We start from the raw sequence: 19,581 nt of genomic DNA, 5'->3' as shown, positions 1-19,581 counted from the left end.
TGGTCTTGCATCGGTTTTTTCAGAAGAAGTTGTTTGAAAGGTGCATGCGCAAACAATCAACGGTAGTTTAAACTCAAACACCGACTTGATATGGCTCCATCGCAAAGCATCTGGTCGATCCCGTAGGCCTAAGATTTTCTCAGGTTCAGATTTAAAACTTGGAGTGTTGGCTAAATCGACGGATTCCGCGTGAGTTGACCTTCAGGAATAATGTTCGCTACGTCAATTCCGCCCGGTTTGGCCACTTCTCAAGCAAGGGCTTTCGCATTCAACCTGCCGAACCCAAACTTAGTAACCCTTGATCGTACTTTCATAGAGAATGACCGCTATATTGGCTGCGAATGCAGCACATAGGTCAAGTACTGCAAAGCAGCTAAGGACTGCACTAATGTCAGCTCTCAGAGCAGTCGTTCGCTGCGCAGAGCATCAGTGACCGCTCTGCGGACAAAGCGGAAATTCGAAGACATGGTAAGAATGACGTATTATCATCGGGTCTGAATGTGCGGCATTCGTAAAATAACGCGTTTTGATTTCAGCAAGTTTTGGGAGGTTTATTATGCTCAGGCACCTAAATTCCGCTTTGTTCTCTTCCATATTTTTAATTTCGGGCGCAGCCGACGCACAGTTTGTACCCTCTGAAGAGTCCCTTCAAAACCTTTACCCCGGCAAAGCCTATTCACCCTATGCTCAGCGCAGCTTTCCATCGCGCGTATTTTGGGGCGACACTCATATTCACACCGGTCTTTCAATGGATGCCGGTCTTTTCGGGAACACGACCGATCTGGACACAATGCTTCGGTTTGCGCGAGGCGAAGAGGTCGTCTCTGCCACGGGGCAGCGTGTTAAATTGGCGCGACCGTTAGACTGGATCGTGACAACGGAACACTCGGATGGAATGGGCATGATCACCGATTTGGCCAAAGGATCTCCCAACATTATGGAATCAGAACAGGGCTCCCGCTGGGCAAAAGGTCTGCAAGACGGCGGTGAGGCGTCTGCTGCAGCAGCTCTGGACCTGATCACTACGTTCTCTCAAGGGAACATGGATCCAGACTTGATCGCAGATTATTCTCCTGGATCGCCTATCTATGCCTCGGTCTGGGAAGACATGATCGCAACCGTGGAATCGTTCAACGATCCGGGAGACTTCACGGCTTTCCACGGCTTTGAGTGGACGTCGCTGATCCGGGGCAACAACATGCACCGCAATATCATTTTTCGTGACAATGCAGATCGGGTCAAACAGGTCCAACCTATGACAACGCAAGCCCCCATTGGTTCTACAGACCCGATGGACTTGTACAAATGGTTGGAGGCTTATGAGGCCGATACCGGCGGACAGGCTTTTGCACTCGCGCACAATGGAAACCTGTCAAACGGCATCATGTTCCCATCTGAAACACGTTACAATGGCGAACCTGTGGACGAAGCCTATGCAATGGCGCGGATGAGATGGGAACCGCTATACGAAATCACCCAGATCAAGGGAGACGGCGAAGCGCACCCCGCACTTAGTCCGGATGACGAGTTTGCGAATTACGAGACTTGGGATGCGGGGAATCTCGATCTAACTGAAGCCAAAACGCCAGATATGCTGTCAGGCGAATATGCGCGCGAGGCGCTAAAGCAGGGGTTCGCTATCGAGGCGCGCACGGGTGTAAACCCATACAAATTTGGCTTGTCCGGCGCGACGGACAGCCATACATCTCTGGCAACCGCTGACAGCGACAATTACTTTGGTAAAGCAACAAATGCCGAACCTTCATTGACACGTGCGTCGCATCCGTTCACCGAAACAGAAAATGGAATTTTCCCCGGTTGGTCATTGGTGGCGTCAGGGTACACAGGTGTCTGGGCCGAAGAGAACACGCGCGCTAGTCTATGGGATGCCATGGTGCGCCGCGAGGTCTATGCCACAACAGGTCCGCGCATGGCTGTGCGGTTCTTTGGGGGATGGGAGTTTGACGAGGATGACATGAGGTCTCGCGCTCCAGCCTTTGTTGGATACGAAAAGGGTGTTCCGATGGGTGGTGATTTGCGAGTGGCAACGTCCGATGCGCCAACTTTCATGGTCTATGCACTACGCGATCCCATCGGGGCCAATCTTGATCGCATCCAGATCGTCAAAGGCTGGATGGACAGCGACGGGAACTTGTCGGAAAAAGTCTATGATGTGGCGTGGTCGGGTGACCGTGAACTGGATGCTGACGGGAAACTGCCAGCAGTGGGCAATACGGTCGACCTGGAAGCGGCAAACTATGTCAACACCATCGGCGCTTCAGAGCTGGGAACGGTCTGGGTGGACCCAGATTTTGATGCCGTCGAACACGCGTTTTACTACGCGCGGGTCATTGAAATCCCGACGCCACGCTGGGTCGTTTACGACAAAGTGCGTCTAGGCGCTGACATTCCTGAAGAAGCGACATTGATCGGACAAGAGCGCGCGTATACGTCACCGATCTGGTATTCACCGAATAATTAAGATAATGCCCATTTTCCTTGCTTTTTGACTGACCGCTTTGGGCTGACTGCGGTCCTTTGGAGTAAAAATGCGGATGGCAGCAATGTCCGCATATCGGTCATTCGGGAAAAATCACTCAATGTCTGCTGTGCGGACGGAGCCGACATTCGCGGTAAGCGACTTGAACCGCCTTAATACAAACAAACGAAACCGCCTAAAGCGGTTATCTAAGTTGTTTGTGCAGGCAAAACTTCAGAATGATCTTTCGATTACCCTTTCAAGTGAAACTGGTGTGACTTCCACAATCTGGTCGAAGGGATTACCCATAACGACGATTCCAAAAAGTACCGCGCCGTTTAATGCCGCAAACATCGCCATCACCGCCGTAGAAGCACTTCTCAATGGGTATGCTAGGAAGCAAATCGCAGTAAATACAAAGCCGACTGAAGCGATCGTCCAGAATAGCTTGGTTGGGCCAGACATGACATTCAAACTGAGAGTTGCCCGGGTCTCTTGTAAAGCCAAGTGACTCGCGAGAAGGTCTTCCGCAAGTGGTTCGCTTGCGTTCGACCGCAGATGCATTAAGCCAGTACCGATCTCACTCATTAGCGAGTCTGCTGCCGACGAAAGCTCGCCTTCACCGAGAAGGGGCCATTCCTCATTGACTAAAACGCTTGCCAGTTCCGCCACTTTGGCTCTTATGATCGCAGCTTCCGGGTCGCTCGACCAACCCAAGCCTTTATAAACTCGCTCGATTTCAATGGCCTGCTGGTTGGCGACAAATCTCAATTCGGTGAAGTCTTCGCGAGTTACACTAAAGCCAAGCGTCAGCAACAGCGAGTGTATCACTGATATTCTGAATGCGCCCCAATCAAGGATCTTAATGTTTTCGTCGGCAATTCGGTCATGTATAGCGCCGTGCATCAGGCGGTACAACAAAGTTATGACGAGGGTGAAGCAAGCGACACATAGCATGAATACAGGTATCAGATCATTAGAAAAGGCCAAGCTCCATACCTTTCGATCACTTCATGCCAACGCTCGACACCAACTTCTGATTTAGAATGCTGCGTTTGGTCAGGCAAACTTACTGTTCGCAATGTTCCAACAGAATCTCTGTTCTGAACCAAGAATGCTAGAGGATTGCGAAAAAAGTTAGTTTCCGCACTTGGAGACCTAGATTTCTGCAGGTCTGGTAAGGACGCGCGAATAGAAGGTTGGATCCAAATCAGCAGGTTAATGCAAAAGCACGTACTTAAAACCTGGAACATGGCGAAAGCGTGATATGTTTTTCGGAGATGAGGATCTGAAGGTTAGTTACTAAGCCGCTGTTTCGTCCTCATTTATTCTAAAGAAAATTGAGTACAGAGACGGTACCACTATCAGCGTAAGAACGGTCGCAAAACTCAAACCGCAGATAATCACCACTGCGAGCGACTCAAAAAATGGATCCCACAGCAAAGGCATTACTCCAAGTACAGTAGTAAGTACTCCCAGTGCCACTGGGCGGACGCGTAGAACAGCTGAGTCGACAACAGCCTGCAATCGAGGTTTTCCACCAGCAATCTGAGTATCGGTTTCGTCAATAAGGACGATAGCGTTTTTGATTAGCATCCCCGTTAGAGACAAAATACCCAGTATTGCCATAAATTCGAGTGGCGTTCTGGTTGCCGCGAGCCCCCAGACGACTCCAATGAGAGCCAGAGGTACTGTCAACCATATGATCAGTGGCTGACGGACTGCATTAAACAAGAAGAAAACTACGACAATCATCGCTCCGAACCCAAGCGGCATAGTCGAAGCCAAACCGTCGTTTGCACTTTGCGAGTCCCCGTACTCACCCCTCCATTCAAGAGAATACCCACTCGGCAAATGGATTGCCTCTACGAATGGTCGGATTTGAGCGAAAAGGTCGCCTGAGAGTACTTCTGGTGCGTTATCGGCTTGTGCGGTGATTGCAAGCTTGCGGTCGATGCGCCTAAGGTTCCCAGCTTCGAAAACAAGGTCAAATCGGTCTACAACTTGAGATATCGGAATGTATCCTCCGGCTACATCGCTGTAAACTTGGATGTTTTTTAGGTCACTAATATTGTTTCGGTCTGCTTCGAATGGGCGCATTACTATGTCCAATAAGTTGTCGCCTTCGCGATAAATCCCTATAGGCGCCCCTACTTGATGCCAGTAAACTGCCCTAGATATCTCCGCTTGGGTGAGACCCAGCCTTCGGGCGTTTTCTGTGTCAATAACAGGTCGAATTACCTGCTTTTGTTCGCGCCAGTCGTCTTTTACCGCGATGGCTCCGTTTTCAGCGAATATCAGTTTTGCCTTTTCGGCGAGTTCGCGAAGCACAACGGGATCGGGTCCAGAAAATTCGACTTCGATTTTCGATCCACCTCCAGGGCCCAATACAAACTTCCAAACTTTTGCATATGAGTCAGCGTAGTTTTGGTTGATCCAAGACTGAATTTCCGGCTGTAATGCATCGATCTGCCGATAGTCCTCCACGTCCACCAAAATTTGACCATAGGCGGGGTTCTGGTCTTCACTGTCGTATACCAACATGAAGCGTAAATGCCCGCTGCCCACGGAAAGATTTGTGGACGTGACACCAGGTAGAGCTAAGAGATGCGCTTCAATCTCTCGCATGTCCTGACTGGTTTGTTCAATGTCGGTTCCCTCTGGCAAAAAGTAATCCACCACAAATTGCGCCCTGGTGCTGTTGGGAAAGAAACCCGGCGGTACTAACGCAAACCCTGCGATTGCAGAGAAAAAGAGCGCAACAATAAGGCCCACCGTAAGGTACCGGTATTGGATCGCATAAGCGAGGAGCGAACGATATGCACGGAGAATAGCATTCTCTGCAGGCGGTGTTTCCGAGGTTGGTTTCAGTAGCAGAGTACAAAAATAGGGTGTGAGCCATATCGCCATCAACCACGAAAAGAGCAAGGAAATCGTAATAGTCCAGAAGAGGCTCCCGGCGTATTCGCCCGTGTTGTCCGGTGAAAAGCCAATTGGAGAAAACGCCAAGAGTCCTACAACTGTTCCTCCGAGTAGCGGCCATTTGGTTTGATTTACGACAGTGATAGCAGCGTTGCTGGTGGCTTCACCGCGTTGAACTCGGACCAACGTACCTTCGACAACGACAATGGCGTTATCAACTAGCATGCCGAGTGCAATGATTAGCGCGCCTAGTGAAATCCTTTGCATGTCCAGCCCCAATAGCTGCATACCGGCAAGCGTGCCTGCAACTGTGACCAACAGAATACCTCCCATCAGTATTCCGGATCTTAACCCCATAAAAATAAGCAATATGCCTACAACGATGATGAGCGCCAGAACCACGTTCATGACAAAGTCGTTGATCGATTCTTTTACCGAAGCAGACTGATCAGAGATTGGCAAAATCTGGATTCCGATTGGCCTAAGGTTCTCCAACTCGTTTATCCGTTGCTTCACTGCTTCGCCCATGTTCACAACGTTTCCGCCCAGGCTATTGGATATTCCAATTCCAATTGCAGGTTGGCCGTCCCGAAAAAGTAAGGGGCTTGCGGGTTCAACGTAACCGCGGGACACGGTTGCGATATCTGAAAGTCGAAATGATGCACCGCTACTCGGCACAGAAACGACTAGGTCTTTGATAGCGTCAATTGAGTCGACTGCCGCCGACGGCCGTATCTCTATGCGACGCGAGTTGGACTTGATGGAACCCGCCGGCGCTACGAGGTTTTGCCCCTCCAGAACTTGCCCAATTTTTTGTGGTGATATTCCAAGTTCTATTAACCTTGCTGGTGCGTATTCTACAAAGATTGCTTCATTCTGTTCACCACTTAAGACCACCTTGGAAACACCGCTGACGGCAACCAACTCCCTCTGGAGCTCCTTCGCGTACTCGTGGAGCTCGGCTATAGAATAGCCATCACCAACAATCGCGAAATACAAGGCATACACATCGCCGAAGTCATCGTAGACTTGCGATTGGAGTGAGTTCGGCGGCAGGCTAGTTTGAGCGTCAAGTATCTTTGCGCGCAATTGGGCAAATCTTGCGTGAAGTGACGGAAAATCAGGAGTTGTGGGGATTGTAAATTCGACCGTCACAGTGCTGAGTCCGGGTGATGAAACTGACTTCACCTCTTTTACCCCTAGGAGCTCTTGTAGAGCATTCTCAATCACCTCGGTGACTTCTTCTGCGACTTCTTCTGCAGTGGCACCCGGATAAGGTGTTATGACCTGAGCTTGCCTGATGATAAACTCAGGATCTTCGAAACGAGGAAGAGTTAAGTATGCAAAATAGCCAGCGACCAAGATGAGAATAGTCACCAACGCCGAAATTAGGCGCTTCTCAATTGCAAACCTAGCGAGATCCATTTGCTACTCACCAACTTTTGAAATCGGGCGAACTACCATGTCATCCAGCAGTTCGCTCAAGCCTGCGGTTACAACCATGTGTCCTTCTTCAAGGCCATCTTTTACGACCACGAAGTCGTCAGATATTTCTCCCAATTCAACTGGTTGGCGCTTAACGGTGTTGCTGGATCCATCCAACAGCCAGACATAAGGGGAACCGTCGGGGCTTGCCGCTAATGCTGAAAGTGGAACCACAACATGCGTGTCGCTTTGCCCGTCCGCCCTAATAATCACGCGCGCTACCATCCCAGGCAGTACAACCAAGTCTTCAGGCGGGGTTACTGATAGACGACCACGATAGGTTTGTGTCGCTGCGTCTGCTTGCGTTGAAAACTCGACAAGGTCTGCGTTCAATTCTACGCCCGGCAACGAGTCAAACGTAACCATACTAACAACATTGTCGAAGCCAATTGACGACATTGCGATTATGTCAGTGCCGGGCAAGTCATAACTTACATCCACGGTCGAAAGATCTTGGATTAAGGCGATGGTTTCACCGGCTTGAACATTACGGAAGTTGTCCACGTTGCGCTTGGCAATCGTTCCATCGAACGGCGCTCGAAGCGTAGCATCAGAAAGATCGTTTTTTGCCGATTGAACCTGTGTTTTTAGGCCACGGATCGACGCTTCCGCTGCAATTATCTCTTCGGGCCTCCCACCGACTCGACCAATTGTCAGCTGCTCTTCTCGCGACACCAGTTCGGCCTCTGCCAGACGAAAGGCAGCTTCACGTTGCTGGTATTGGGCAGTAGGGATTACACCCCTCTCCAAAAGCTGAGCTGAGCGGATGTATTCTTCGCGAGCTTGATCTCGTTGAGCTTTAGCGGCCTGTACCGAGGCTTCCAAAGCTGTAATTTCTTCAGGGCGTGCGCCTGACCTCAGTACAATTAGATTCGCCTCTGCCTCTTCTAGTTGGCTATTAAGTCTTGCTACCTCGACTTCGAAGTCTCGTGTGTCTAGCTGCGCAACAACGCCTTCCTGCACCACATTGCTAGAGGCCCTAATTGGTAATTCTATTATTCGTCCACTGACTCGAAAAGAGAGTTCAACTTCCCTCGAAGGGTAGACGATAGCGGGATAAATTCTTTCAAAATCAGATGAGGCTTTAAGAACAGTGAAGACTTTTGCTGGTCTTATCGTCGCGGGGGTATCTTGTGCTACAGCTACGATGGGAAAAGCACAAAATAAAACAGCCGCCAACGTCCCTAAGAAGTTCAGATGCATATTTTTCACCTTCTTATTCGAAGCTGCTCGCTTGTTGGGCATTTGCGATGGGCACAAGAAACTTGGCGAGAGAAGAGATCGTTTGAATCAACTCTGCCTGCAACAGTAGACTTTCACAAATTTGGGTGAGCCAAAATGGCTCAGCGAAAATATCATGAATTGGAAACAGTTTATTGTTGTATTACAAAGCGTAAGCTAAAATTCAACAAGAATGCTGCCGTCGCGAAAGCCGGACCTACCGCAATGGGCTCAAGCGGTTTTCGATTTCAGTAGAACTCAGAGTTACAGTTTTTTGGGATGCGGCGCATATTTCAGGGAGATACTGCGCGTCTACTTGAGTAGATGTGAGAAGTAGCAAAAGCTTGAAGGTAGGGTGTGTTGGCAATTAGAAAACAAGTTCTCAATCTTCAGTCTCTCTTCATAGCAATGGCTGCTGTGCAATTGGCTACTGCTGGATCTGGCACTTTGGTTCCACTTGCGTTTTCTGAAATTGGGGCATCTCAAGAAGCTGCTTCCGTGGCGGCGTCGGCATATTCGGCGGGATTCTTAGTCGGCTGCTTTGTCGTGGCCAGATCCATTGTCGATTTTGGCCATATCCGTGCATTTGCGTTTGGGGCTGCTATCGCGATAGCTGTGGCGATACTATTTTCTGTTTCTACCAGCACCTCTTTTCTTGTCTTTTTGCGTTTCCTGGCCGGTTTGGCGACTGCAGGGCTGTTTTCGATCGGCGACACTTGGTTGAATGAGACCGCAGCGGAAAAGACCCGTGGGAGTGTCCTCGCAGTCTATTCGATTGTCGTAGGCATCGTCGCGGTATTCAGTCAGTTTTTAGTTTTTGTAGTGCCTGGTGATATCCGAGAGGCATTCGTCTATGTCGCATTATTTTACTGCATTTCGATTATGGTTATCTCGACTACTCGATCAACGCCGCCCAACAATGACGCCCCGGTACCAATTAGGGTGCGCGGATTGTTCAAAGATGCACCGGCTGCGGCTGTCGGTGCTTTTGCTATAGGTATGGTGTCGACAACGCTGTTGAGCGTGGTTCCCTACAGCGCTGCCCAGCTTGGGATAGAGATCATAAATGTGGCCATTATGGTCGCATTAATCTACTTCGGACGTGTTCTTTTTCAGTTTCCGCTTGGTCGGCTATCCGACAAGATGGATCGCCGGATAGTAATCTTGATTGCATCGGTCACTGCAACATTTGTTCTTTTTGTCATGGGGGTTCTCGTCGATGTGGATTACGACCATAGCGCCAATTCATTCGACTACAACTCAATCGGTTTCGTGGTCCTTTCCATCATATTGGTGTTGCTGGGTGGTAGCTTGCTCACCCTTTATTCTTTGCTTGTAGCGCACGCGTTGGACCGAACAGTTCCGGTCTTTGTGTCTTCGGCGGCGGTAACTATGCTATTGGTTTGGACTTTAGGATCCATAACTGGCCCCCTGATCGCGAATGCCGCTACCACCTACTTCGGTGACATCGCGCTCTATTGGGTGAATTTTGCGGTCATGCTCTGTTTTGCTTTGTATTTGGGAAAAAGGGTATGGTCAGTTGAGCCTGTGTCTCGTGCTGAGCAGACATCTCACACCGACGTCCTACCAACCAGTACAGAAATGGCCCCTTCCGAGAAACGTTAATACCATGAAAATCAAGTTTTTTTTGTTGAGCTCAATTTGAAGGCGACTAATGCGATGGGAGCACACACAGCGCACCTTAGATCAAAACCACGATCAAAAGACGTGGTCCATGTTAATGATATTGGCGTTTGTCCTGGCCTAGTCCAAGTCAGATAGTTGTGGGGGAGACGGGACGCATGAATTGGAGAAAACTCTTTGTTTTTCTGCTACTTTTTCAAGCGGCTTGCTCAAGTATTTCAAGGACCCCAGTAAGCGCTAGGGATCTCCAGAACCCGCAAGTCCCACGCATCGAAGGTGCTCGTTATTGGGCTGATATTGCTCCGGCCAATATAAGCGAGCTTCTAGAAACCGCTCTGCGCCAGCGACAAGCATCGGGGGTTTCGTCAGATTACACACTAACGCTGTCGGGGGGTGGCGAAGATGGAGCCTTCGCCGCCGGTATTCTTACTGCATGGAGCGAAGCCGGCAGTCGCCCTGAGTTCATGGCGGTCACAGGGGTCTCCACAGGTGCGTTGGCTGCGCCCTTTGCGTTCTTGGGCAGCAATTATGACGGTGAGCTAAAAAACCTATACGGTGGACTGCCACCGTCCCGAATTTTCAGAGGAAGGTTCGTTACTGGGATCCTGAGCGGTGCTTCTGTGAAGAGTTCTGATCCACTAAGGCGACTTATAGAAAGCTACATTACTGACGATTTCCTAGCAAAAATTGCCAACGAACATCGTCGCGGCCGACGCTTGCTGGTTCAATCGGTCAGCTTGGATGCACAAAGGCCGGTGCTTTGGGACCTGGGCGTCATCGCAAATAGCGGGGCAGCAAACGCAAAAAAGGTGTTCGTAGACGTGCTGCTAGCTTCAGCTTCAATACCAGGCGTTTTCCCTCCCGTTTTGATCGACGTCGAAACTCAGGATGGTGTTCGGGATGAACTTCACGTTGATGGTGGTGTCTATTCTCAGACCGCTTACGTGCCTGGATGGGATATCCCAAGAAAATATGCTCGCGGTGGCAAGCTATATGCGATCCGAAACGGCAAAGTTGAGCCAGAACTTAGAGTAACAAAACCGGGGGTCTTCCAAGTATCAGCACGCTCGCTTTCTACACTTATTAAAGCACAAGGCGTAGATGATCTCACGATTGCGTACAAACTAAGCCTTCAGAGAGGCGCTGAATACCAAGCCGCTTGGATCGGGACGGACTTCGACTATCCTCTAGCTGAGCCGTTCGATCCAGAGTATATGCGAGCGCTGTTTGATTACGGTTATCAGCGTTTTAAGTCGGGGACACTTTGGAGCGATCGTCCGCCACGGTAAACCACAGAGGCTTCATGTCGCTAACGGGAACCTTGCTTAAGTCGACTTGCCAGTTGAACCACAACCATTAAAGTATTTGACTATGTCGATGAGTGAAACTGAGCGCAATCGGTTGCGTCTTTGGCGGCGCTGGCAAGTTACGTTTGATCATTTCAAGTATCCTCCCCCTATGCAGAGGGTGCATCAAGCACTTGTTATTCACCCTCAACCTTGGACAACGCGCGGTTTAGCCAAATACACAAACCTGCCTCAGACCAGCGTAAGACGACAGTTAAAGCTCTTAGCTGACCCGAACGTGCAGCGTGTTGACGATGGGTTTCAAATCACTGAGTTGGGATTGGCTCTAAACTGGACCGTGCATCGCGAACTCAAAAAGTTCGTCCGAGGGGGGCATCGTTTCAGCCAAAAACTTATTTCTGCACACAAGCAATCAACTGGAATGAACGGTGCCGGTGGGGCTGATTATGAATGGCTCGCCACGCATGTCTGGTGGCCGGTAATAGAGGCGCCGGAAATTCTGGACGCGTAGGTTGTTGGTTTGTTTTGTCCCCAAGTCCTTTGCGGCGAACGAACTCACTCCAAGTGTGCTAAGAAAAAATGCTACTTGTGGCAAAGAGGTGTTGGGAATGGCGAAGAATAAGAAGATCTCTAAATAGTGCTATGAGACAGAACTGAAAAGGTTGCAGGTAGAGCTTTGCCACCTCCAAGGTTGAGTGCAGCAAACCAAAGCGAGAGTTGTCGTAGTTTTCGAAGGACGCGATGCCGCTGGAAAAGGTGGGGTTAGTCGCGCAGCGAAGTTAGGAGGCTGTTCATGGCAGAACCGATAGTGGTTGATAGTTTTATTGCTGTGACATTGGGCATCGTCGTGTACTTTCTCGGTTCCAGGCTCACAGAGCAGTTTGAGTTTTTACGCAAGTACTCAATCCCCGAGCCGGTTTCAGGGGGCTTGCTGGCTGCACTTGTGACGCTAGGCGTGGTGACTGCGACAGGTCGAGAAGTAGTTTATGATTTGGCTTCGCGCGACTCTTTGCTGATCTATTTCTTCACCACAATTGGGCTTAATGCCAGGTTTTCGGACCTAATTAAAGGCGGACCGCTTCTGGGCCTTATACTTGTACTGACCATTGGGTACATGTTTATCCAAAACGGAATAGGCGTTGTTGGGGCTTCACTATTTGGGTTGCCATCCCAAGCTGGTGTGATGATGGGAACTACATCTCTAATTGGTGGTCACGGTACCGCTATAGCGTGGGGCCCAGTGGTAGAAGAGCAATATGCTGTAGCGGGCGCAGCGGAACTCGGTATAGCAGCGGCGACGATCGGGTTGATCATGGCGAGCCTGATAGGTGGTCCAATCGCCAGCTACTTGATCGCCCGTGACCAACTAGAACCAAGTGCGAAGGAAAAAACTGCGACTACCAATTCCAACGAAGAAGGCAGTGGAGTGGTTGCTTCAAACGATCCAACCGGTGGTCCAACAAATCCAGGAATGATGAGAGCCATTCTTTGGACACATGTTGCAATTGTGATTGGTTACATTGCAGATGAATCGCTGGAGCTGACCGGAGCAAACTTGCCACTCTTCGTGCCATGCCTTCTTTCTGGTATTTTACTTGCAAACCTGACGCCCAGAGTTTTCCCAAAGATCAAAACACCAACGGGAACCGCTTCTTTGCAACTATTGCAAGACTTCTCGCTAGCGGTGTTTCTTTCAATGTCGCTGATGAGTATGCAACTTTGGACTTTGGCGGGTTCCGCTGGGGTTTTAGCCGTTACTATGACGCTTCAAGCTGCCGCTGCTGCTGTTTTTATCATTTTTGTTGTCTATCGAACGATGGGGCGAAACTACTTTGCTGGCGTGATGTCGGCTGGTTTCGCGGGTTTCGCTCTCGGAGCTACGCCAACGGCTATCGCAAACATGACTGCTGTGACGCACAAGTACGGCCCATCTCCGCTTGCCTTCATTGTGCTTCCGTTGGTTTCAGCTTTCTTTGTCGATATTGCTAATGCATTTATTATCCAAATGTTCGTTTCGAACCTACCTTAGGCTACGTAAAAGGCGTTCCGATGGGTGGCGATCTGCCTCCATCCGACGACGGCGCTGCGCCGAGTTTTCTGATCTTATCAGGCTTCAAAAGCCGCCGAAAAGTGACCCAAGCAGGATGATCGCAATCAATGCAATCATCGGCACCAGAACAGCAACCACGAATATATCACTATATGCTTCTCGATGGGTCAGTCCACAAATACCGAGCACCGTGATCACCGCACCGTTATGGGGCAAGGCGTCGAGAGCGCCCGAAGCGACAGATGTTACGCGATGCATGGCTTCCAACGAAGTATTGGTTGCGGCGGCAAGTTCGACAAATTGTGAACCTAATGCATCAAGAGCGATACTCATACCGCCAGAGGCAGAACCCGTGATCGCTGAGAGCGTCGTAACAGAAACCGCCACCGCAACAAGTGGATTGCCCTCACTCAAGCCGAGCATGGCATTTGTGATCGCCTGAAAAACCGGTAGTGCCGCTACAACGGCGCCAAAACCCACGAGACTGGCCGTGTTGAAGATCGGCAATACGGCCGCATCAGCTCCCTTGTTGAGGCTTGTTTTGACGCTTGCCAGACGGGTCCAATTTGCTGCGAGCAGAAACAGGATCGAAGTGGTAAGTGCGACAATGATTGACCAAACGCCACGTACAGCCTCAATGGTTGTCTGACCAAACAACGGCTCGGCAAGATAACTGGTATCAAAATGCGGAACGGCTACCTGGATGAAAAGGAAATTAACCACGACCACAAGAACTACCGGGGTGATGGCCAGCGCGAAGCTCGGTTCAATCGTTTGAGGCGTATTGCTTGGTTCAATTTCGTTCAAGTCGAAGCCTTCGCCCTGGGATCGCGTGCGCATCTCACTGTCCAGTTCGGGAAGCACCTCATCGTGCTGTCCATATCCTTCACCGGCAGCTTCTGCACGGGACGCGCGGCGGTTGAGCCACGCCATTCCTAGGCCAGCCATGATGGCGGCCGCGATGATCCCAAGACCCGGTGCGGCGAAGGCTGTGGTTCCGAAGAATGGCATCGGGATAGCGTTCTGGATCGCAGGGGTGCCAGGTAGAGCCGACATCGTGAAAGTGAAGGCGCCAAGCGCGAGCGCTCCGGGAATAAGCCGTTTGGGAATATCCGCGTCACGGAAGAGAGCGGCTGCGATCGGATAGATCGCGAATGCCACTACGAAGAGAGAGACCCCACCGTAGGTTAGTACGCCACAGCACAAGACGACCGCCAGAATGGCTTTGTCAGTGCCAAGCTTGGAGATCACCCAATGTGCGATTGAACGCGCCGAGCCGCTGTCGTCCATTAATTTGCCGAAGATTGCACCAAGAAAGAACAGAGGAAAAAACGAAATGATGAAATCGCCTGTATTAGTCATGAATATCTGAGTGAAGCTGGCCAGCAGCGGCAATGCGCCCGTCAAAGCAGCTGCCAGCAAAGCAAGGAGCGGCGCCAATATCAGCAGCGTGACACCGCGGAACGCAAAGTACATGAGCAAAAAGAGCGAGAGCAGAACAGAGGCTATATCCATCATTTCTTGGCCTCCCGATTGGCACCTTCGGCCAGATGCGCCGGCTGGAGGCTTTCTTCAAAAATCTCACTAGGCCGCCACGTTGAGGTCTTTCCAACGTCTGGCCACTCTGAGTTCACCCACTCGTCAGCAGTTTTACGCCCGATTTCGAAAAGGTGGTCCAGAAAGGCCATCTCGGCGTTCATCTTGCTGGACACGCCGAGGTCACACATAGCCTCGGATGCATGGATCCTGTGCAAGCGCCCATCGCGGTAAGCCGCGCGATCCAGATTGTCGTGTTCTATAATCTCCCAAAGGAACCCTAGAGAGCGTAATTCTTTCATCAAGCTGGCGTTGAACGTAATTTCATTAAGGCGATTTTCGATCTCATAGGGCGTTGTGGGAATTTCCGCGCGTTCGAACGGATTAATTTGAACAATGACAATGTCTCGCGCCTCGGTCTCGTCCACCAAGGGGAAGAGCGGTGGATTACCCATGTAACCGCCATCCCAATACGCTTCTCCGTCAATTTCCACAGCTTTGAATACATGTGGAAGGCAGGCCGACGCCATGACCGCATCTGCACTTAGATCGGGTTGGCGAAAGACTTTGGGGCGCCCGGTCCGCACATTTGTAGCGGACAGAAAGATGCGCGGCCCTTCTGCTGAATTGATGGCTTCAAAATCAAAACAGTCCCGCACAAGGTCCCGTAAGGGATTAATGTTGAGCGGATTGAACTGGTACGGTGACGCCATTTGACGTGTAAACTGGGAAATGATGAAGCCAGGAGAATGCTCCAGGCTCCAATCGCCTCGTAACCTGTTCCACAAAGTTCGTTTGTATGGACTCGCCCTGCTGGCCCGACTCACCTGTGTCCAATAGTGCCTAAGCAAGTTGCGAGCACCCTCAGGCCCAGCCTGTGTTAGGCCCTGTGCCAGGGCGACGGCATTCATTGCCCCGGCACTGGTACCAGAAATGCCTACTATTTCAATATCTTCAAGCTGTAGCAATCGATCCAGAACGCCCCAAGTGAAAGCGCCATGCGATCCACCACCCTGAAGAGCGATATCTATTTTTTTCTTAGGCACAACCGAAGCTCCATGAGACTTTATCGCACATGCACCATCACTATGCCGCATTGCAGCAATTGCTTAAAGCAAAAGAAACGGAATGCTTTGTTTGTCGCATTTCAGTGACCGCTTTGGGCTCAGTGCGGTCGCTCAGAAAAATTCAGTGAACGACCGGTGTGCGGGACAAAGCAGTCTTTCGTAGAATCTCTGAAGACGAAGATGCAAATGCGTGATAGCTCCAGATTATGGCAACGACATCTGCGCGAAATCGACCATCCATCCCTTACGCATTTGCCGTTTTTGGTGTTCTTTTTGCTTCAATCTGTTTCGGCCTGGTTCCCTACTTCAGCCGCAGCCTAACCGAACAGGGAGTTGCACCGTATGTGGTCGCATTCTACCGCTACATTGTTGCGGCTATTCTTCTGCTTCCTGTTCTCATTGTGCACCGAAAAGAATGGCGAGAGATCACTTGGGGTCTTTCAGCCGGAGCCGTAATGGGGCTTGGTTGGATCGGATATGTAACGGCGCTGGAGAAGCTGCCCGCATCGACAGTGGGTGTGCTTTACATGACCTATCCGGTGTTCACCTTAGTTGTCGCTTGGGCTGTGTTTGGCGATGCACCCACGCGACGCGCCATGTTGGCCGCTAGTCTGATTGTGGTGGCAGCTGTCATTGCTGGCTCGCCTGCGTCAGTGGCTGGGGGACATCTACCAACGCTGCTGCTATCCCTTGCTGCCCCATTTGGGTTTGGCTTCGGAATCTGCGTCCTGGTACACAGGTTGTCACGGATTGCGCCGTTGGCACGTATCGCGTCAGTTTCTCTGGGGTCTGTACTGGGCCTCGCACCGCTTATCCTTTGTGCTGAGGTTGGAGAGCTTCTTCCTGAAGAACAATCCGATTGGCTTCTCATTGTTGGTATTGGACTGGTCACCGCGTTCGTGCCCCAGCTTATCTACACGATTTGCTCGCCTGTCATTGGAGCCACCCAAACTGCGGTCGTCGGAAGTATCGAATTGCCCACAATGTTTGCCGTGGGATATCTTGCTTTTGGCGAAGCCATCTCTTTTCCTCAAGCTTTTGCATGTGCCTTAGTGCTGGGCGCAATCGCGATCACAAGAAGTAGAAAGACGCGCACCGTATCTACCGTGCTTACAAAATCACCGAGGCGGTAGCATTGGGCTCGGTGCTGCCGTTCTCTGAGGTAAGCATCACTAGCTGCTTGCGGCCCGAAGCGGGTAGCGAACGTTATGTGTTAAAGGACCGACGTTGACCGGCGGAAGATGTCGGTCCATTTTTGTTGTAGTGAACTCTCGTTTAGCAAAGGACCTCCGGATTATGAGGTGCTTTATGATCGTTGCAAGCATGGGCATTTCTTCGGTTGCGACGATATCTGCGTCCGATGAGTTTTCGAACCTTGGCAAAGACCTCTTTGTTGAGCATTGCGCCAGATGTCACGGAATCGATGCAACTGGAAAAGGACCTGACGCAGTTGATTTGAAAACAGATCCTGCTGATTTAACAAAGATTTCTGACCGTAGGGGAGGCGTGTGGCCGATGCTCGAGGTGATGTCGATCTTGGACGGTTATTTGAAACCTCAACAACCTCGCGATGACATGCCTATAATCACCGAGTTGAACGACGGCCCTACTGTCGAATTCGATACGGGGAATGGTTTGGTTACGCGTATTCCTTCCAGACTTATCGAAATTGCTGAGTATTTGGAGAGTATTCAGTTTCCAAAGCCGGAACGTTATGTTCCGTGAAGTTCTGATCAGCAGTTGAGTACGCTAAAGAGTGCTGCGATGGGCGGTTTCCGTAGTCGCCAAGAAGCAACGAATATGAGGATCGCGTTGTGGACGATGCCGTCGTGGTCTGGCCTAGCTTGCTTCAATATCAGGACTCGCGCTTCACAACGGTCTAATCCAAGACTTCTTGTAACACTTCACCGCTCGCACCATTAGGACGTGCCGTGCTCAATAATGCAGACAGTGTGGATGCGAGAGCAGTCGTACAAACACGGCGTGCGACCCGTTGCGGTTTTAAGTTCGGTCCAGCGAAGATAATCGGCACATGTGTGTCACCGCGCCACGGTGACCCGTGGGTGGATGTGACGGACAGACCATCGAAGTCTGCGATGAACCAGCCGGGTTTGAAGACTACGTATATGTTCCCGGATCGGGTCGGATGATAGTTGTTGCGGATCAGGCGCATGATGTCGGTATCGGGCAGGAGGTTTGCTTCGATAGCCGTACTGGGGACGGCGAATGCCACATCGGGAAAGGATAGAAGCTCTTCTGCAATAGCTGACTCCAGCGTGGGTAAATCAATATCACTGCGAGCCAATACTTCGGGGGCGATATTGAGATAGGGGTGATTATAACCCTCAAGCAATTTCCCGGTGATCCCAAACCGCTCCTTAAGCCTGGCTATCTGTTCCGTCGGGTCCCATGTGTCCGGAGCAACAAGGCCAGTTTGGATGCCAACACTCTCCAAATAGCCTGGCGCATCGGTGGTGCCGTGGTCCGCCGATAGAACGATCAAAACGTTTTCCAGCCCAATCCGTTCGTCGATAAACGCGAAGAGATTCTTGAGAGTCTGATCGAGGCGGTATATCGTGTCCTCGGCTTCAAGACTGGAGGGGCCAAACACATGGTTGACGTAATCCACGGACGAGAAGCTAATCGCCAGATAATCCGTTACCGCGTCTTGCCCGATATCCTCGGCATCAATCAATCGTTTGGCAAATTGCGCCGTCAGATCGTCGCCAGCGGGACTAAGCGTTAAAAAGGTCGTAAAGTAGGGATTTTCTAGCGGGTCAAACCCATTTTGCGTCGAAGAATAGCGATGAGGAAAGGTTATGCCGAACCCGGCGACATCCGTCTCCCATGGTTGGTTGTCACGGTCGCCAAAGAGATAGGCTTCCTTTGGGTGCATCAACTCCCAAGAGGTTCCTTCAAAGGAGGCGCTCGGCGATGCGTCATTCCATGAGGAAACCCAATCCGGGTATTTGTCATAGTAATAGGAGCTTGTGACAAAACGATTTGCGGCTTTTGAGAACCAGAAGGCTTTGCCGCTTTGTCCCGCCATTGTAATTGCCCCACGGTCTTTGATTGAAACTCCAAAGACCTTGGCCGCACCAGCAGTGGAAGCGCTTAATTCGTCCGAAAGCGTCGTAACAAGCATAGCGCGTGGTGACCGGCCATCTGTGCCAGCTGCCGCCTGTGTTGGGTCAATTTCAATATCGTCATTGATGCCAGCGCCATCTCCAAGAAGCGGAGCGGTGCTGTCTTCAACGTTGTAGACAACGCGGTCCAAGGTTCTGTCGAACCAGATGTTTCCGATCATCCCGTGTACTGCCGGAGTTGCACCGGTCGCCAATGTGGCGTGTCCGACAACCGTCTCTGTATTGGCATGGCAATGATGGGCGTCCAGATAGTGTACACCGTTTTCTAGTAAATACTTAAGGCCACCCTCCCCAAGATTCTCAAAGTAGCGTGTCGGCAGATCGCCCCGAAACGCGTCGACGGTTAGCTGCAAAACGAGACGAGGAGGTTCTTGTGCGTACGCAGGAGCGACTGCAACCAACCACAAAGACAAACAAGCTTTCAGTGTTTTGGGCACAGTGTTTCCTTTCGCTGTATTGCGCAGCAGGTTGGCGGCGACCGCAATTGCGCGCTAGAACAACCCGTTTCAATACCAAACTGATAACAAAAACGCTTCAAGTCTACTTCTTCCGACCTATCGCGAAAGAGCCTGCAAAACCCAAAACGGTGTTCATACAAACAATTGCTTGGAACTGAGGGTGATCAGCCCCACATGTGTGGTCCAAGTTGATTGTTAGTGCGTGGCCGGCCTTTGGTCCAATTGAACGATGGTTGCCGGGGCCGGTGGTTTATATCCCAGAGCAC

General features: G+C 50.9%; 14 protein-coding genes. 8 read left to right on the top strand and 6 right to left on the bottom strand.

Annotated features, from left to right (window positions below):
• The first annotated feature begins 556 nt into the window (after positions 1-556).
• Complete coding sequence (locus ACR0FE_RS22570) at positions 557-2,482, top strand: DUF3604 domain-containing protein (protein ID WP_170612355.1); 1,926 nt, start codon at positions 557-559, stop codon at positions 2,480-2,482.
• Positions 2,483-2,713: 231 nt separating this feature from the next.
• On the opposite strand, the gene ACR0FE_RS22565 is transcribed toward ACR0FE_RS22570, so the two are convergent.
• From ACR0FE_RS22565 to ACR0FE_RS22555, 3 genes are all read right to left on the bottom strand, one after another.
• Entirely contained in the window at positions 2,714-3,397 is a 684-nt protein-coding gene (locus ACR0FE_RS22565; RefSeq protein WP_480442369.1) for a bestrophin-like domain, read from the bottom strand.
• Positions 3,398-3,781: 384 nt separating this feature from the next.
• A complete protein-coding gene (locus ACR0FE_RS22560) occupies positions 3,782-6,826 on the bottom strand; it encodes an efflux RND transporter permease subunit (protein ID WP_480915390.1) in 3,045 nt (1,014 codons plus the stop codon).
• 3 nt (positions 6,827-6,829) lie between these two features.
• Positions 6,830-8,089 carry an efflux RND transporter periplasmic adaptor subunit gene (locus tag ACR0FE_RS22555; protein WP_480442373.1) on the bottom strand — a complete coding sequence of 420 codons (1,260 nt, stop codon included), beginning with the start codon at positions 8,087-8,089 and terminating at the stop codon, positions 6,830-6,832.
• A gap of 378 nt (positions 8,090-8,467) precedes the next feature.
• Here ACR0FE_RS22555 and ACR0FE_RS22550 point away from each other — a divergent pair, with 378 nt between their 5' ends.
• The 5 genes from ACR0FE_RS22550 (at position 8,468) to gltS (ending at position 13,087) form a co-directional block, all read left to right on the top strand.
• Positions 8,468-9,733 (top strand): MFS transporter, encoded by a 1,266-nt coding sequence (locus ACR0FE_RS22550; RefSeq protein WP_170612347.1) that lies wholly within the window; start codon positions 8,468-8,470, stop codon positions 9,731-9,733.
• A 176-nt stretch (positions 9,734-9,909) separates the two neighbouring features.
• Positions 9,910-11,040 (top strand): patatin-like phospholipase family protein, encoded by a 1,131-nt coding sequence (locus tag ACR0FE_RS22545; RefSeq protein WP_480915387.1) that lies wholly within the window; start codon positions 9,910-9,912, stop codon positions 11,038-11,040.
• Between the two features lie 88 nt (positions 11,041-11,128).
• Complete coding sequence (locus ACR0FE_RS22540) at positions 11,129-11,569, top strand: hypothetical protein (RefSeq protein WP_170612343.1); 441 nt, start codon at positions 11,129-11,131, stop codon at positions 11,567-11,569.
• Positions 11,570-11,753: 184 nt separating this feature from the next.
• Positions 11,754-11,867: a hypothetical protein gene (locus ACR0FE_RS22535; RefSeq protein WP_480915386.1), complete on the top strand. Its 114-nt coding sequence runs from the start codon at positions 11,754-11,756 to the stop codon at positions 11,865-11,867.
• Positions 11,852-13,087, top strand: coding sequence for a sodium/glutamate symporter (gene gltS / locus ACR0FE_RS22530; RefSeq protein ID WP_170612341.1), 1,236 nt, complete (start codon positions 11,852-11,854; stop codon positions 13,085-13,087). Before ACR0FE_RS22535 ends, gltS begins: the two co-directional genes overlap by 16 nt.
• Positions 13,088-13,171: 84 nt before the next feature.
• Here gltS and ACR0FE_RS22525 read toward each other — a convergent pair whose 3' ends face one another.
• Together ACR0FE_RS22525 and ACR0FE_RS22520 are read right to left on the bottom strand one after the other, a co-directional pair.
• Positions 13,172-14,626 carry a GntP family permease gene (locus ACR0FE_RS22525; RefSeq protein WP_170612339.1) on the bottom strand — a complete coding sequence of 485 codons (1,455 nt, stop codon included), beginning with the start codon at positions 14,624-14,626 and terminating at the stop codon, positions 13,172-13,174.
• Entirely contained in the window at positions 14,623-15,690 is a 1,068-nt protein-coding gene (locus tag ACR0FE_RS22520) for a patatin-like phospholipase family protein (RefSeq protein ID WP_480442383.1), read from the bottom strand. The genes ACR0FE_RS22525 and ACR0FE_RS22520 overlap by 4 nt, the downstream gene beginning before the upstream one ends.
• 227 nt (positions 15,691-15,917) lie before the next feature.
• Between ACR0FE_RS22520 and ACR0FE_RS22515 the strand changes: the two genes are divergently transcribed.
• Together ACR0FE_RS22515 and ACR0FE_RS22510 are read left to right on the top strand one after the other, a co-directional pair.
• Positions 15,918-16,844, top strand: a complete 927-nt coding sequence (locus ACR0FE_RS22515; RefSeq protein ID WP_480915383.1) for a DMT family transporter — start codon at positions 15,918-15,920, stop codon at positions 16,842-16,844.
• 175 nt (positions 16,845-17,019) lie between these two features.
• Complete coding sequence (locus ACR0FE_RS22510) at positions 17,020-17,436, top strand: c-type cytochrome (RefSeq protein ID WP_480915380.1); 417 nt, start codon at positions 17,020-17,022, stop codon at positions 17,434-17,436.
• 154 nt (positions 17,437-17,590) lie between these two features.
• Here the strand turns inward: ACR0FE_RS22510 and ACR0FE_RS22505 are convergent, their stop codons facing one another.
• Positions 17,591-19,294, bottom strand: coding sequence for an alkaline phosphatase family protein (locus ACR0FE_RS22505; protein ID WP_480915378.1), 1,704 nt, complete (start codon positions 19,292-19,294; stop codon positions 17,591-17,593).
• Positions 19,295-19,581: the final 287 nt, after the last annotated feature.

The sequence above is a fragment of the Ruegeria sp. K7 genome (genome assembly GCF_056531785.1).
This window is presented reverse-complemented; position numbering and strand designations above follow the sequence as displayed.

Excerpts from the sequence above, each read along its gene's own strand:
- ACR0FE_RS22570 (WP_170612355.1), top strand. The coding sequence starts at position 557 with ATGCTCAGGCACCTAAATTCCGCTTTGTTCTCTTCCATATTTTTAATT.
- ACR0FE_RS22515 (WP_480915383.1), top strand. The coding sequence starts at position 15,918 with ATGGCAACGACATCTGCGCGAAATCGACCATCCATCCCTTACGCATTT.
- ACR0FE_RS22510 (WP_480915380.1), top strand. The coding sequence starts at position 17,020 with ATGATCGTTGCAAGCATGGGCATTTCTTCGGTTGCGACGATATCTGCG.
- ACR0FE_RS22545 (WP_480915387.1), top strand. The coding sequence starts at position 9,910 with ATGAATTGGAGAAAACTCTTTGTTTTTCTGCTACTTTTTCAAGCGGCT.
- ACR0FE_RS22555 (WP_480442373.1), bottom strand. The coding sequence starts at position 8,089 with ATGCATCTGAACTTCTTAGGGACGTTGGCGGCTGTTTTATTTTGTGCT.
- ACR0FE_RS22560 (WP_480915390.1), bottom strand. The coding sequence starts at position 6,826 with ATGGATCTCGCTAGGTTTGCAATTGAGAAGCGCCTAATTTCGGCGTTG.
- ACR0FE_RS22525 (WP_170612339.1), bottom strand. The coding sequence starts at position 14,626 with ATGATGGATATAGCCTCTGTTCTGCTCTCGCTCTTTTTGCTCATGTAC.
- ACR0FE_RS22540 (WP_170612343.1), top strand. The coding sequence starts at position 11,129 with ATGAGTGAAACTGAGCGCAATCGGTTGCGTCTTTGGCGGCGCTGGCAA.
- gltS (WP_170612341.1), top strand. The coding sequence starts at position 11,852 with ATGGCAGAACCGATAGTGGTTGATAGTTTTATTGCTGTGACATTGGGC.